General features: G+C 67.3%; 16 protein-coding genes. 11 read left to right on the top strand and 5 right to left on the bottom strand.

Translation table 11 applies throughout. The features are described 5' to 3' along the window. Nucleotides 1–9: 9 nt before the first annotated feature. The 11 genes from MB1_RS02665 (at nt 10) to MB1_RS02615 (ending at nt 9,411) form a co-directional block, all read left to right on the top strand. Nucleotides 10–522, top strand: coding sequence for a hypothetical protein (locus tag MB1_RS02665; RefSeq protein ID WP_066903333.1), 513 nt, complete (start codon nt 10–12; stop codon nt 520–522). A gap of 29 nt (nt 523–551) precedes the next feature. Further along, complete coding sequence (locus MB1_RS02660) at nt 552–1,880, top strand: hypothetical protein (RefSeq protein WP_066903331.1); 1,329 nt, start codon at nt 552–554, stop codon at nt 1,878–1,880. Nucleotides 1,881–2,133: 253 nt separating this feature from the next. After that, nucleotides 2,134–3,300, top strand: coding sequence for an OmpA family protein (locus MB1_RS02655; RefSeq protein ID WP_169801584.1), 1,167 nt, complete (start codon nt 2,134–2,136; stop codon nt 3,298–3,300). A 27-nt stretch (nt 3,301–3,327) separates the two neighbouring features. Continuing rightward, nucleotides 3,328–4,812, top strand: coding sequence for a DUF2272 domain-containing protein (locus MB1_RS26440; RefSeq protein WP_066903328.1), 1,485 nt, complete (start codon nt 3,328–3,330; stop codon nt 4,810–4,812). A 115-nt stretch (nt 4,813–4,927) separates the two neighbouring features. Continuing rightward, nucleotides 4,928–5,275, top strand: a complete 348-nt coding sequence (locus MB1_RS26435) for a DUF2200 domain-containing protein (RefSeq protein WP_066903326.1) — start codon at nt 4,928–4,930, stop codon at nt 5,273–5,275. A 70-nt stretch (nt 5,276–5,345) separates the two neighbouring features. Beyond that, nucleotides 5,346–5,687, top strand: a complete 342-nt coding sequence (locus tag MB1_RS02640) for a hypothetical protein (RefSeq protein WP_066903324.1) — start codon at nt 5,346–5,348, stop codon at nt 5,685–5,687. Beyond that, nucleotides 5,684–6,262 (top strand): DUF3558 family protein, encoded by a 579-nt coding sequence (locus MB1_RS02635; RefSeq protein WP_157083867.1) that lies wholly within the window; start codon nt 5,684–5,686, stop codon nt 6,260–6,262. The genes MB1_RS02640 and MB1_RS02635 overlap by 4 nt, the downstream gene beginning before the upstream one ends. Before the next feature lie 120 nt (nt 6,263–6,382). Continuing rightward, nucleotides 6,383–6,712, top strand: coding sequence for a hypothetical protein (locus MB1_RS25945; protein WP_066903321.1), 330 nt, complete (start codon nt 6,383–6,385; stop codon nt 6,710–6,712). Nucleotides 6,713–6,750: 38 nt separating this feature from the next. Beyond that, on the top strand, nt 6,751–7,278 hold the full coding sequence (locus MB1_RS25940) for a DUF3558 family protein (RefSeq protein WP_169801583.1): 528 nt from the start codon (nt 6,751–6,753) through the stop codon (nt 7,276–7,278). 1 nt (nt 7,279) lies between these two features. Then, nucleotides 7,280–8,662 carry a hypothetical protein gene (locus MB1_RS02620; protein ID WP_066903317.1) on the top strand — a complete coding sequence of 461 codons (1,383 nt, stop codon included), beginning with the start codon at nt 7,280–7,282 and terminating at the stop codon, nt 8,660–8,662. Next, nucleotides 8,659–9,411 (top strand): ESX secretion-associated protein EspG, encoded by a 753-nt coding sequence (locus tag MB1_RS02615; RefSeq protein ID WP_066903315.1) that lies wholly within the window; start codon nt 8,659–8,661, stop codon nt 9,409–9,411. The genes MB1_RS02620 and MB1_RS02615 overlap by 4 nt, the downstream gene beginning before the upstream one ends. A gap of 53 nt (nt 9,412–9,464) precedes the next feature. Here MB1_RS02615 and MB1_RS02610 read toward each other — a convergent pair whose 3' ends face one another. From MB1_RS02610 to MB1_RS02595, 5 genes are all read right to left on the bottom strand, one after another. Further along, nucleotides 9,465–9,935, bottom strand: a complete 471-nt coding sequence (locus MB1_RS02610; protein WP_066903309.1) for a DUF2231 domain-containing protein — start codon at nt 9,933–9,935, stop codon at nt 9,465–9,467. A gap of 349 nt (nt 9,936–10,284) precedes the next feature. Further along, the gene (locus MB1_RS26755) at nt 10,285–10,917 is read right to left on the bottom strand and encodes an FAD-dependent oxidoreductase (protein ID WP_084350723.1); all 633 of its coding nucleotides are present in this window, start codon (nt 10,915–10,917) and stop codon (nt 10,285–10,287) included. After that, nucleotides 10,914–12,089, bottom strand: a complete 1,176-nt coding sequence (locus MB1_RS26750; RefSeq protein ID WP_066903305.1) for an FAD-dependent oxidoreductase — start codon at nt 12,087–12,089, stop codon at nt 10,914–10,916. The genes MB1_RS26755 and MB1_RS26750 overlap by 4 nt, the downstream gene beginning before the upstream one ends. After that, nucleotides 12,086–12,328: an AMP-binding enzyme gene (locus MB1_RS26885; protein ID WP_369406841.1), complete on the bottom strand. Its 243-nt coding sequence runs from the start codon at nt 12,326–12,328 to the stop codon at nt 12,086–12,088. The genes MB1_RS26750 and MB1_RS26885 overlap by 4 nt, the downstream gene beginning before the upstream one ends. Further along, nucleotides 12,262–13,662 carry a class I adenylate-forming enzyme family protein gene (locus tag MB1_RS02595; protein WP_369406838.1) on the bottom strand — a complete coding sequence of 467 codons (1,401 nt, stop codon included), beginning with the start codon at nt 13,660–13,662 and terminating at the stop codon, nt 12,262–12,264. The genes MB1_RS26885 and MB1_RS02595 overlap by 67 nt, the downstream gene beginning before the upstream one ends. Nucleotides 13,663–13,849: the final 187 nt, after the last annotated feature.

The following is a 13,849-nucleotide window of genomic DNA, read 5'->3' as shown; positions in this document are numbered from 1 at the left end:
AGAAATCAGATGGCCATCGAGTCGAGTACACCCCCATCGGTACCGGTACGGAATCTGCAGGAGTTTGCAGCGGAGGTAGCCAACGCCATCATCGAAGGCCTGCGGAGGACCGACCTCGACGACAACCGGCAGCAGCCGGCGACCTCCCCGCGCGCGCTGCTGTCCACGTCGTTGTTCTCCGAGCTTCGGTATGCCTTGGGCAGCAACGACACCGTGAATGGGAAAGCGACGCAGATCCTGCCTTTCACCGTGTCGGAAGTCAACACCCGAACCGGCAGAGGAAAGATCAGCTACAGGCCCTCCGCGGTTCGCGCGAAAGGCGGTCGTGCTCTGCTCATTACGTATCTGTCCGGCGCGAGACAGACCGAGAATATCCCGACTTCGGGGAGCGACGAACGGACGATCGACCTGATCGATCCACACGCCGTCGCGGTGACGATCTGGAATGACGTCTTCACCGATGAGGACTCATCACGAAATGACGGCCAACCCATCCTCGTCAGCTTTGTCACCTATCAATAACTCGATTCTCACGCGACGGAAGGTGAGAGATGTTTCGCAAGTTGGCGGCCCTCCTCAAGGGCAAGACACTGCTGTCGGAGGCGGACGCGGTCTTCACATTCCATCCCGAGCAACTCAGCCGCTGGCTCGAGGAAGTGTGGGCGACAGGGGGTGTAACCACATGGGGTGCCGTCGTTCCGGCGATCATCCCCGGGTCCTCGTCGGTTCCCCTCGGAAATCCCGACACCATCGCGATGACCAAGCTGCCGGATCCGCTGCGCACCCTGCTCAGCTCCGGCGTCAACACCCCGTCGGCGAACCCCAATCTTCCACTTCCGTTGGGCTACAACACCGGCGGACCTGCCTTGGGCACCGGCACCTCCCAGGCCTGGGATCACATGTTCTACGCGTATCTGGTCGAGAGCACCGGAATCATCGAAATCATGTCCGAGGTGGTCCGCCGGTACGTAACCGGTGAGAGTCTGCCGACACCGACGATAGCGACAACGGCATGGTTGCGCGGAACCGAGGACATCTTCTTCCGGGACCCGCCCCTGTTCCGGATCGCAAGTCCCACCAGCGCACTGCGTCCGGATGCCCGCGTGAACCGACGCAATGCCTACTGGCGGATGTTCGGACTCGATCTGCCCCATCCGGCCGCCGGTGTCGACGGACAGCCCTGGAAACTCGGGGCCGGCCCGGCGAGCAATACCCGCTTCCTCGAGCTGTGGAACGAGTTGCTCCGGCAGGTCTGGCTCGGGATCGAGAACGAGAAGAACAGCTCCGGGCAGAACCCCACCGACATCAGTTACGTCGCCTTCTTGTGCCAGACGATCGGCGAGATGCTCCGGCTGCGCCGCCGCGGCGGCCTCCTCTCACGGGAGGAATTCGGATATGTCTGCATGATGAACTGGTTCCACCTGACGGTCGAAACCGACTCGGCGGTCGTCGTGGACCTCAGCGCGACCGCCGGCGCCGGCTCCGGCAATCCCGCCGATCGGCTCACCGCCATCGGGCGGCGTGTCGGGATCGAACCCTCACGTCAGACCCGAGAACTATTCGAATTGGCCGACCTGCTCTCCCCGGTGCTGTGGTCGATAGAACTGGGCCTGTTCGACGACCCGACCGCTGCGGAGCTGCTCTTCAAGCTGCACAACATCACGCCGCCGGCCACCGATCAGATCGCCAAGACGATGAACCGCACCATCGATTTGTGGCAGTCCGCGACCGGCGAAACGGTCAAGGATCTGGCGGTAACCCAGCGGCGCGGCCAGTCGTCACCACGCAGTGCCCAGCCCACCCGGCTGCTCGTGCGTCCCACTGCCGCACCGATCGCCGATCCGTCTACCAACGGCCATCCCGTGCACGTCGGCCGCTGATCGACGATCACGCAGCCACCAGGAGGTTACAGACATGACAACGTCGGACCACCCCATATTCGCCGTGGCACCCGAGGCCCCTACCGGTTCCGACTGGGAGCTGCCGGACACGATAGTCGGCGAACAGTGGGCGTCGGAGAACTACGATTCGGAGACTGCGGATGCCGGCGAATTAGACTGGGAAGCTCCATATTCGGCAGCCGATCTTGCCGCCGACTATGAATATGACGACAACGAATATAGCGATAGCGAATTGACCGACGAGGCGGAGCAGTTCTCCCGGGATGCAGGACCGACGGCCGAGGAGTATCCCGCGGATTTCGGTGTGGCCGGGCTCGAAGAGACCGAGCCCGAATTCGAGAGCGAGCCGGCCTACGGGGAGACATTCGACGGGCAGGAGAATCTCGACGAGTCCGACTGGGGCACAGCAGCGTCGGGATTCGAAGAAGCGGGACCGAGTTACGAGCAGTCCTACCGGCACGCCGACTGGCCCCGGGAGATCCCCGACGTCGCCGGGACGACACTGCCCGGCACGATCGTTGTGGCCGACTACCCGAGGTATGCCACCAAGGTCACCGATCTGCGGCCGGATCAGGTCACCGAGATCCGGGCCGTGGCCAACGCGATCGTGGGAGCGCTGCTCGCACACCACCACATCAGCGTTGTTGTCGAGGGTTTCGCGGACTTCGACACCAAGGGACGCGATTTCGAACAACAGGTCAGCATCGATCGGGCGATCAGTGCACGCAACTTCCTCGTCGACGAAGTTCATCGACGCGCCCTGGCCACCGGGCTGCCTGCCGCCGCACTGAAACGGTTCTCCGTACAGAGCGCGGCCTTCGGCACCCGACGGCCCAGCGTTCGCAATCCCCGCAACGAGGACGATCGGCGCCAGAACCGGCGCATCCACATCGTGTGGGTGAGCACGCCGTTGCCGCCCGAACGGCAACAAACCTTCGACCACATCCTCGACCGTGCGAACCGGGCGCTCGCGCGGGTCGCCCGCCCCGGACCGAAACGCCGGTTGACGTGCCTGATCGGCAAGTTGCAGGCCTCCCGAACCGCCGACGGCTACTTCTCCTACGACGCGCTGCGCGCATTTCCGGGGAGCGCGGGATGGCCGGCTATGTCCACCGCCCAGTTCGACCTGATGGTCAAGGCAACCACCGTGCATGCCCGGCCGCAGATCCGGTCGATCGCCGCCGCCTCACGTACCCCGGACGAGCTGGCCAGGGCGCTGGAGCAGCTGGACGACACCATCGGCCGCAATATCTTCAACTTCGAACAGCAACTGGTCGGCGACAGTTCCACCGGGGTGCTGATGCGTACCTTCAACGCGACGATCGGTCGTCTACAACTCGATCCGCAGTCGATTCTGTCCTGCTACTCCGGCTACGCGCGCATCCGTCATGAGCAGTAGCACACCTTCGGAAGGGGATTGCCCGCCATGAGTATCACCGAGGAGCGGCCCGCTCCCGAGCTCGTCGCACACCCGCCGGCGGGTACCTCGTTGTCGGCTGCCGTCGCCCACATCGCGGAGGCCGAGTACCGGCGATGGCATCCGGGAGGGGGCGTTCGACTGGTCGAAACCGACACCGCCGCAACCCCCATCCTCCAGGAGTACTACCGCACCGGGGTCGGAATCACCGTCGCCGCCGACCGCTTGCGCAGTACACAGTGGCAGGGTGCCCATCCGTGGAGCGCGGTCTTCGTGTCGTGGGTGATGAGGCGGGCCGGAGCGGGCCCGTCCTTCGCCTATTCCACCGCCCACCAGACCTATATTCGTGCTGCTCGCCGTAATCGATTGTCGGGGAACACCACCAACCCCTTCCGAGCGTTTCGCGTCGGTGAGGTGGCGCCGCGGGTCGGCGACCTGGTGTGCAAGTCCCGCAGCGGCAGCGGGGCCACCTACGACACCATCGGGGACCGGCAGCGCCGGGCGACGCACTGCGACATCGTTACTGCGGTCCATCCCGGCCGGATACGAGTGATCGGCGGAAATGTTCGGCAGAACGTCGACGCCAAGACACTGCGCACCGGACCGGATGGCCTGCTGCGAACCGACGGCAACCAGGCGCAGTACTTCGCCGTCATCCGGGTCGACGGGACACCCGCCTCGACGCCGCCGGCACCACAGAGCGGCGCTCCGGTGCGCGCGTCCGGGTCGGCCGCGCCTGCCTCGGTATACGTCGTCGACCACCTTCCGATGTTGCGCGGGCACGCCGGCAGCCCACCCGACCTCGTCTTGAAGTGGAACGCCGCACCGAAGAACAGCGCCGCCGCGCAGGCGACAACGGTCGACGTGGTAGTCCACCTGCACGGCTGGTCGGGGCGCGAGGGCCGGATGAACATCGTGCGCGACAAGCTCCCGGTCAGTGGGCTCGACTTCGCCGATCCGAAGAATCCCACCGCGGTGACCCGCACCGCGCCCACCTTGATGGTTCTTCCTCGCGGCAACCATGCCCCGATCGGCAAGAAGACGGCGCGCTATACCTTCCCGGCGCTGGTGGAGCCGCATGCCCTGCAACGGCTGATCGACGAATCGTTGAGGATCTTCGGAGCGCAGACCGGGCGGACGGCCGCCCGACGCCGACTGATTCTGACCGCACACTCCGGCGGCGGCGCAGCCCTGATGCGGATCCTCGAACACACCGATCCCGACGAGGTGTACACCTTCGACGCGTTGTACACCGACCCGCGGCCGCTGATCGCATGGGCGCGAAGTCGACGCAATCGGGGCGGCGTCCTGCGTGTGCTCTACCGTCCGGGCGAAGGGACCGCGGACAACAGCCGCCGGGTGTCCGATGCCGTCGCCGGCTGGAACTCGCCGAGGTTCCGGGTGGAACAGACCACCGTCAAACACGACGACATTCCGCCGTGGTTCGGATGGCGTCTGCTCGCCGACGTGCGCGACCCTACCTCGGCCAAGTGAGCGGGACCTTCGCGCCCGTTGTCGCCTCCGGTTGTTACCCGATCTTCACCATGGCGCGAGCCCCACCACGTCATCCCCATTACCCTCCCGGCAACAGCCACGTACCGTTGGCCCGGTGAGCAGGATCTTCACCGTCAGCGTGGCCTCGGTCCACCCCCACTACGTGACGAAGGCCGAGCGGAAGGGTCGCTCCCGCGACGAGGTGGACGAGATCATCCGCTGGCTCACCGGCTTCGACCAGGCGGCGCTGGACAAGCATCTGGCCGAGGAGACAACCTTCGAGGACTTCTTCGAGGCGGCGCACCTCAACCCGTCGGCGTCGCTGATCACCGGTGTGGTGTGTGGGATTCGGGTGGAGAACGTCGAAGATCCGTTGATGCAGAAGATCCGCTACCTCGACAAGCTGATCGATGAGCTGGCCAAGGGCAAGTCGATGGAGAAGATTCTGCGCACCCCGGCCTGACCGACACCCGCTCGGAACCGAATCCTCCCTCACCGCGTCCAATCACTCAGGGACCGATGGGAGGGGATCGATGGGTGACGGCGACGTACTTCGCATCGAACCGGGGGCGGCGGAACGGATCGCTCGGGCGCTCGACCTGCACGCCGAGAACCTTGCAACGGCTCTGCGATCACTCCGCAACCGCGGCCACGTGACCGGGTTTGCCGGGTTTCCGTCGGCGATGGAACTGGACGCCGGATTCGCGGACAAGGCTCGACTGGCGGTGGAACACCTCCAGCAGCAGATCATCGTCGCCAACGATGCGGCCGCCACCATTCGGCGGGCAGGTGCGGCCTACAACCACGTGGAGGATGTGAACTCCGCGAATATTCACGCCGCCGGAGCCGCGCCTGATTCGAGTACCGGACAGTGAAAACCACTTCCCTCGCCGGCATGGTCGTGATCGCCATGTCCTGTGGGGCGTGCGCGGGCGCCGAAAGCTCGATCGACCTGTCACCGGCGGACGGGTCCGTAGTCGCCACAACGACAGCGAACGGACCGACATCGTCCGAGCTCGACGCATCCGGGTTGCCGGCGATTTCGTTCGATCCCTGCACGGCCATCGACAACGCCTTGCTGGTCCGATTGGGGCTCGACCCCCAGCGATGGACCCGCGACGAGGGAGACATCGGCAACCAGCGGATCGTGGCCTGCAATACCTTCGGCGTCGACCGATCGGTGGGCGTCATCGCGCAGAACACTCCATGGGATGCGATTCCTTATCAGGCCACACCGGAATCGATCACCGTGAACGGACGAGAATCGATGTTCGTGCCCGACAGCCTCGGCGACGACTCCTGCTCACTGCTCATGCGCACGGACTTCGGCGCCGTCATCGTCGACACCTTCCCGCTCCGCGGCGGCAACGCCGACCCGAATATGCACGCCTGCGACGGAATCGTGGACATGGCCGAGGCGATCGAACCGCTGATCCAGGACGGCAACTGAACGCTCCCGCAACTGAACGCTCCGACCACGGTGACAGCACAGAATCGGACACCGAACACGGGAACCGAACCCGCGGCGGCTGCGTCCAAACCGGTGGGATCACTTCGGGAGGGGGAGTCGATGGCCGACGGCGATGTGCTTCGCATCGAGCCCGGCGCCGCCGAACGCATCGCTCGAGCTTTCGACACGCACGCCGACAACCTGGACGCGATCGCGGCCCGGCTGCGCAACGAGGGATTTTCGACCGGATTTGCCGGCTTTCCCTCGGCACAGGAACTCGACTCCGGTTTCCGGAACAAGTGCCGACTCGCGATCGAGCACCTACACCGGCAGGCGGAAACGACACGGCGCCATGCGTCGGCGGTCCGGGTCGCGGGGGCGAACTACGCCTCCGCCGACACCGTCAACGCGTCATCCATAGCGTCCATCGGCGACGAGGTGGCGCGGTGAGCAGTCGTCTCGCCCTGATCGGAGCGGTAGGGATCGCGGTGGCAACGACCGCGTGCACCACCGGGGACTCCGCCCTCCCACCCGCGCCGGCGGCGACGTCCGAAGCAACGACTACCGGACCAACCTCCACCGTGTCGGCGCTGCCGGCAGTCGGCTTCGATCCCTGCGTCGCCATCTCCGATGCGGTGTTCCTGCAATTCGGTTTCGACCCAGGCCGAAAAGAACGCAACGACTCGAGCATCGGCGACGAGGACATCGTGGCGTGCAACATCATGAATGGCGAACGCGGCGTCGGGTTCATCGCGCAGAACACGCCGTGGGACGACATCCCCTTGTCGGTGCCCGCCGAACCGATGGACGTCAACGGCCGTGAGGCGCTGTACGTCCCGAACGCGATTACCGACGATTCCTGTGCCCTGCTCATGCGCACGAATTTCGGGGCGGTCATCGTCGATACCTTTCCCCGACGTGGCGGTGACTACGGCGCCGACCCGAATATGCACGCCTGCGACGGAATCGTGGACATGGCCGAGGCGATCGAGCCGCTGATAGAGGACGGAAACTGATATGGCCCCCGAAAACGAATCCGGCGCGACCGGAAGCGACGTCTTCGACCATCTCCCGTTCGGGATCGGCAGCTCGCCCTACGCGGCGGACATCGACCGGGTCGCCGAGCAGACCGCGTACATCGCGGGCAACCGGCAGAGCCTCGAGTCCCAGCTGGGCGGCGGCACGGACCCGAACTACGCGAACACGCTCGAAGCCTTCGACGGGTACTCCCACCAGCAGATGTACGACCTGGTCCAGGCGCTGCAGCCGGGGTCCATGTCGCAGGCCGCCGGCTTGTGGATCGACGCGGGGACCAGCGTCAAGCAGTCGTCCACCGGCCTGATGCTCGCGGCGATCGCCGAGCTGGATCACAACTGGAAGGGCGGCGCGGCCGATGAGGTGCGCGCCATGGTCGGCCGGATCAATCAGGGTGCGATCGACACCGGCTCGGTCATGCAGTCGGTCGGCATGCGGATGAACCAGGCGACCACCGCCGCCGAGGCGTTGAAGTCGACCATGCCGCCGCCCGCCCAGCCGGTTCCCCTGCCGATGGATGTCCTCGGCTCCCCGGTCACCGCCTACGCGGCGGCGGAGCAGCGGGCCGAGGAGCAGCGGCGTCAGGCGATCGAACTGTTGAACTCGATCTATACCCCGCAGTTGCGGCCGACCGGCGACGCGGTGCCGGCGTTCGGTTCGCCGACCTCCGGGTCGGGCGGCGGAGCGGGTGGCGCTGCGGGTGGGGGCGCGGCGACGGGGGCCGGTACCGGCTCGGGTGCGGGCGGTTCGGCGCTCGGCCCGGGCGGCTTCGGCGGTGGCACGGGAACGGGAACGCCCGCGGATACGTCGGCGGCTGCCGCGGGCGATGCCGGTGGGCCCGCGGGATCCGCCGCGAACGGCTCCACCGCTCCGGGCTCCGGGTCGACATCTCCGCAGGGTGCGGGCGCAAACCAGCCGGGCGGCGCGGCGGGCGTGCCCCCGGCGGGCGCCGGGGTGGGCTCGACCCGTCCGGCGGCCTCCTCCGGATCGGGGGTCGGCGGATTCGGTGTCCCCGGTGGCTCGGCGGGGGCCGGTTCGGCCGGGGGTGGTCGCGGCGGAAGTACCGGTGGCGGCGCCGGGGGAAGCGGCGCGGGTCGGCCGGGTGCGGGCGGCGGGCTCGGCGGTGTCGCCGGTGCGGGCCCGGGCGTGATCGGTGGTGGCGGCGTGGCAGGCGGCGGTGGCGTCGGCACCCGACCCGGGTACATGCCGATGGGAATGATGCCCGCCAGTCGCGGCGCCGGTGGAGACGACGCGGAGCATCGCGCCGCGTCCTACCTGGTCGATCCGGAGAACCGCAACGAACTGATCGGCGAGATCCCCGCGACGGTCACCCCCGTCCTCGGCGAATGGAAAGAGGAATCGTGATCTGGGCGCTCTCGCCGGACCACTTCGCCCTCGCCTGGGCGACCACGGGACACGACACGTTTCCGCCGCCGCTGCGCGTGCAGCCGACCGCCCGAACCGTCGAGGACCGCCGCGCGCAGGAGGTGGCACTGACCAACTGGTGGCGGCAGACCCCGACACGTGACGATTTCGAGGGCGCGCTGCGGGCGTTGGCGCACCCCACCGTGCGGGTGGAGGTCTACGGCGACGTCGACGGCCCGGTCCGCGTCCTCGCCGCGGCGGACGCGGTCACCGCGGTGGTCGTCAGCCAGGAACCCGGGCCCGACCCGTCGACCGGCGGGGCGATCCAGCTGCGCACCGCCGGCGTCGGCGCATTGGCCGACACGTTGGTTTCCGTCCTCCCCGCCCGCGCACCCGGCAGGCCGCCCGCGGTGACCGCCGGGGCGGCCGAGTTGCGGGCATCAACCCCGACGTCGTTTCTGTACGACCCATTCCTCATCCCCGACGCGCAGCGGCTTCGACGACTGCTGCACAGTCGCCGCGACGGCACCGGACATCTGCTGATACGTCGGGAAGACGACCACCGCGACGGCGCGGCACAAGTTCTGAGCTGGATCGATGTGGTCGACGACGGGCGCTACCTGGTGCGCGCGGGCACCGATGTCGAGTGCCTGCCGGCCACGACGGCGGACTTCGTCGACCTGGTGACCCGTCTGATCGACGACGTATCCGATCCGGCGCCGACCGCCCGGCAAATCACATCGATGTAAGTTACCCACATTCTGTGGACTGCCCTGTGGATAACTCGGCTTCGTCGCAGCGCTCAGTGCGACCACACCGACTGCGCGCCGCTGTCACCGATCCGGTAGACCCACACGATCGCCCCGATCGACACGATCACGGTGAGCACTCCGAGGACCACCGACGCGACCCGTGACGCTCCTGCCGGGATGGTGGCGGAGTAGCGCCGAAGCAGCGGCGTGTGCAGTGCCCACATCAAGGTGGCGAGCACAAAGAGCGGAGCGACCCAATAGATCATCTGGTCGCCGAGGTTTACGTGGGTCTCCAACGCGGGGTTGGGCCGCGTCCGCTTCTCCAGGGCTTCACCGGCCGACGTCGTCAGCGGTGTGACCACCAATGCGAGCAGTGCGACCAGCGGCGTCGCGGGCCCCAACCACCGCCGAGCGGCCGGCCAGAAGACGGCGAGTACGGCGATGATCGCGGCCAGGGGGATGACAACGACGGCCAGGTGAACCAGGAGCGGATGGGCGGGCAAGCCGTTGATGGTGTTCATGAATTCCTCGAATGAGCTGTGGGACGGTGTCTTACGGAAGGTTCGGGACGCCGAGCGACACGATCCTCGAGAACCCGAGGGGACGGCTGCTCGACGGCCCGGCGTGGGGCCGACAGCCCCACCCCGTCATCACCACGGCCGTCATCGCCCGGCTTCCGACGGCGGACGAGCAATATGCCCGACCTGCCCGAGTCTTCCGAGCCGGTCCTGAGAAAACGCTGAAAGCGCGGGGTCCGCGAGAGAACTCCGTGCAGGATGTCCTTCGGAACGGCAGGCAGATCGATTCGGCCGCCGAATTACATCGATGTGAGTTACCCACAGTGTGGATAACTCCTGTGGATAACTCCGCTCACTCCTCGGCGGTGGGTTCGCCGATCGGGTCGATGAAGTCGCTGACCGTCGCCCGCAGTTCGTCGAGGTGGTCGCGCTGGATGCCGCGCGGGTCGGTGTCGTACTTGCCGCACAGGTAGGCGGCCGCTGCGGTGGCGATCGCGTGCTGACCGCCGTTGCCCATGAACTTGGTATTCGAGCCGGCGACGTGGGTGACGCTGATGTGCTTGCCGGCCATCATCAGGTTGGGCACGTTCACCGAGTACAGACAGCGGAACGGGATGTCGTAAGGCCGCTCGTCGCGCACATCCCAGACCCAGTTCTTCAACCGGAAGTCGTAGGTCGGATCGCCGGGATAGTGCAGGCAGAATGCCCCGGAATTGCGCACGACGGCGTCGGGGAACCGCCGATGGGTGCGCACATCGTTCTCGGTCAGGATGTAGTCGCCCACGTAGCGGCGGTACTCGCCCTGCGCGGCCACGAACGCCACCCAGTCGAAGCGCAGGTTGGCGTACTGCTCCGGCTCCATGCGCTTGACGTTGGAGAACGTGCCGTAGATCGCGCGCAGCAGGTGGTCGCGGACCAGTTCACCGCTGGTGTACGGGTCGAGCCACTGGCCGTACTCCCAGAAGTGGGTGGCGGGGAACTTCAGCGCCGCCGAATCGTCGGGTCCGGCGTCTCGTCCGGGTCGATAACCACCGGCCCGATGCCGTTCTCGATGCCGGGCCGATCCAGTTGGCCGCTGAGGTTGGAGTAGTTCTTGGCGACCTCGATCGCCCAGGGCACCTCCGGGAACGGGACCGGTTCGTCCGCCATCCGGGTACGGAAGAAGACCGTATTGCCGTGGTGCATCTCGTCGCCCTGCTCCGGGGCCAATCCCTCGTCGAAGTCGCCGCGCGCCTCCTGCCCGAAGAGGGTCTGTGCGCCGGCCTGCAATCCGAGCAGCGCGGTACCGGTGCAGTCGATGAACAGCGGAGCCCGCAGCCGGACCTCCCGACCGGACCGCGCATCGCGGGCATCGACGGCGGCGATGCGGTCGCCGTCCATCACCACGTGATAAACGGTGTGCTCGAGCAGCACAGTGGCGGTCGGTTCGGCGCGCAGTACCGAGATCGCGACCAGATCCCCGTCGGGGCTGCGGTCGGACAGTTCGTCGACGGTCGGCCCGCGTTCTCCGCGCGGACTCAAGCCGATTTCGACGCTGGCGTTTCCGCCCAGGTACGGCCGCGCATGCACCAGCGCGACCCGACAACCCAGCCGGGCCGCGGTCAGGGTCGCCGCCGCGCCGGTAACACCACCGCCGACGACGATGACGTCGAAGGCGCCGGCCTCGACCGGTTCCTCGGGCAGTCCGCGCAACTTCCGCCGCCAGGAACGGGCCGCCTCGTCCGCGCCGTCGACCGGCGCGGTGTCGTCGCGACCGAGGTAGATCGCGTCGCACCGCCCGTCGAAGCCGGTCAGATCGTGCAGCACCAGGCTGGTCGCACCGCCGGGCAGGTCGACCACGCCGGCGTCCTGCCAGGACCAGTCCCGATCGTTGGCACCGAATTCGGTGTCGAGGGTGGTGTCACCGATCGTCAGGGTGAACCGGCCGGGATGGTGGCCCGGCACCCAGTCCTTGGCGCGTACCCACACCCGGTAGCTGCCGGGTTGGTCGACGTCGATCGTGGTGCCGGCGTCGGCAACCGGTTCGCCGAGCCCGTGTGCCAGTAGATAGGGCGAGCCCATCTCGTGTTCGAACTGCGAGTCGAGAACCCACCCGCCGAAGTCGTCGAACTCCTCGGCTTCGATCAGAATCCCGGATGTGGTGTCGGGGATGGTCATCTCGCTCCTTCGCTCGTGACGCCCGGCGCTCCCTCGACAGTCGGGGAGGCACGCAGTTGTTCCCGCAGAACATTCTTGCGGGCCTTGCCGGTGGCCGTACGCGGGATCTCGGCCAGGAAATCGATGCGGCTCGGAGCCTTGAAATGCGCCAGGCGTTGACGGGCCCAGGCGATCAGCTCCGCCTCGCCGACCGGTCGGCCCGGTTCGCGGACGACGAAGGCGGTGACCGCTTCCCCCAGGTGATGTCGGGCCGGCTGGTCACCGCGACATCGCGGACGGCGGGGTGGGCGGTCAGGCATTCCTCGACCTCAATCGAGGAGACATTCTCCCCGCCGGTGACGATCACGTCCTTGATGCGGTCGGTCACCCGCAGCCGCCCGTCGTCGTCGATGAATCCGGCATCTCCGGTTCGGAACCAGTCGTCCGCGAGTACGCGGGCGGATTCCTCCGGCCGGTGGTGGTAGCCGGCCATCACGTGATTGCTGCGCACCAGAACCTGACCGTCGGGGTCGACGGCGATGTCGGTGCCGAGAAACGGGTACCCCTGGCGACCCAGAATCTCCGCCCGCCGGCGCGGCCCGTGACCTGCTTCGGCGGGCACCCGGTTGATCGTCGCCATCGGGGCGGTCTCGGTCAGACCGAAGACCTGGATGAACTCCCAGCCCAGCTCGGTCTCGACCCGCTCGATCAGCGTGCTCGGTGGGGGTGCGCCCGCGCAGACCACCCGCAGGCGGCCCGCGCCCGGGATCCCTGCGCCCGGAATGTCTGCGTCGGTGCGGTCGGGCAGCGCGGCGAGGACGGTCGACAGCACGGTCGGAGCGCAGCACAGCACCGTGACGCCGTGGTCGCGGATCAGGTCGAGGATCGCTCCGCCCCGGATCGCACCGATCATCACGTTGTGCACGCCCAGGCCCGCCGTGATGTAGGGCATCTCCCAGCCGTTGACGTGGAAAAGCGGCAGAGTGTGCAGGTAGACGTCGCTTTCCCGGAGCCCGATGTGCAGGCCCAGGGTGGTCGCCGAGAGCCAGATGTTCCGATGCGTCAAGGCGACACCCTTCGGCGCCGACGTCGTGCCGGAGGTGTAGTTGAGCGTCGCGGTCGCGTTCTCGTCCTGCCGGAATCGCAGCGATTCCTCGGTAGCCTCGATCGGGCGGCCGAGCCCGAGAAAGGCGTCCGACCTCGGTCCGAGCGGAATCACCCGGGCAGGCAGGCTATCCGACAGGGCGTCGACCGCGGGATCGACGAAGACCACCTTCGCACCGCTGTCGACCACGATGTGTTCGATCTCCCGTGCTCCGAGCCTCGGGTTGACCGGCACCAGGACCCGCCCGCTCGACGGCACCGCGTACAGAAGCTCCAGGAAACGCCCCCGATTGGGTGACACCACCGCAATCCGGGACCCGCGCTCGAGGCCGGCGGCGTCGAGCCCGGCCACAATCGTGGCAACCCGGGAAGCGAGCTCCCGCCATGTCGGGCTGCCGAGCTCGCCGGGCACGTCGGTCAGGGCCACATCATCGGGGCGGGTACGCAGAGCCCGGATCAGGAAATCACCCGTGGTCAGCGGAATCTGCATGGTCGGCTCGATCCTTCGAGGTCGGTGACGCGGCATCGCCGGGATGCGTGTCGGCTCGCACCGACCGTCCCTCGAATGTGTCGGCCGTCATACCCCCATTCGGAGAGGGATTCCCGCCACAGGCAGCGCGCGCAGATTCGCCGCTGGGGGTACCCACCGACGTTCGGTGGCGAGCCGACCGAAACGA

It is taken from the genome of Millisia brevis NBRC 105863, assembly GCF_001552615.1.
Classification (GTDB): Bacteria; Actinomycetota; Actinomycetes; order Mycobacteriales; family Mycobacteriaceae; genus Millisia; species Millisia brevis.
This window is presented reverse-complemented; position numbering and strand designations above follow the sequence as displayed.

What these genes read in the sequence shown, in the direction of transcription:
- MB1_RS02665 (WP_066903333.1), top strand. Translation starts at nt 10, where the DNA reads ATGGCCATCGAGTCGAGTACACCCCCATCGGTACCGGTACGGAATCTG.
- MB1_RS02660 (WP_066903331.1), top strand. Translation starts at nt 552, where the DNA reads ATGTTTCGCAAGTTGGCGGCCCTCCTCAAGGGCAAGACACTGCTGTCG.
- MB1_RS26440 (WP_066903328.1), top strand. Translation starts at nt 3,328, where the DNA reads ATGAGTATCACCGAGGAGCGGCCCGCTCCCGAGCTCGTCGCACACCCG.
- MB1_RS02640 (WP_066903324.1), top strand. Translation starts at nt 5,346, where the DNA reads ATGGGTGACGGCGACGTACTTCGCATCGAACCGGGGGCGGCGGAACGG.
- MB1_RS25945 (WP_066903321.1), top strand. Translation starts at nt 6,383, where the DNA reads ATGGCCGACGGCGATGTGCTTCGCATCGAGCCCGGCGCCGCCGAACGC.
- MB1_RS02620 (WP_066903317.1), top strand. Translation starts at nt 7,280, where the DNA reads ATGGCCCCCGAAAACGAATCCGGCGCGACCGGAAGCGACGTCTTCGAC.
- MB1_RS02610 (WP_066903309.1), bottom strand. Translation starts at nt 9,935, where the DNA reads ATGAACACCATCAACGGCTTGCCCGCCCATCCGCTCCTGGTTCACCTG.
- MB1_RS26750 (WP_066903305.1), bottom strand. Translation starts at nt 12,089, where the DNA reads ATGACCATCCCCGACACCACATCCGGGATTCTGATCGAAGCCGAGGAG.
- MB1_RS02595 (WP_369406838.1), bottom strand. Translation starts at nt 13,662, where the DNA reads ATGCAGATTCCGCTGACCACGGGTGATTTCCTGATCCGGGCTCTGCGT.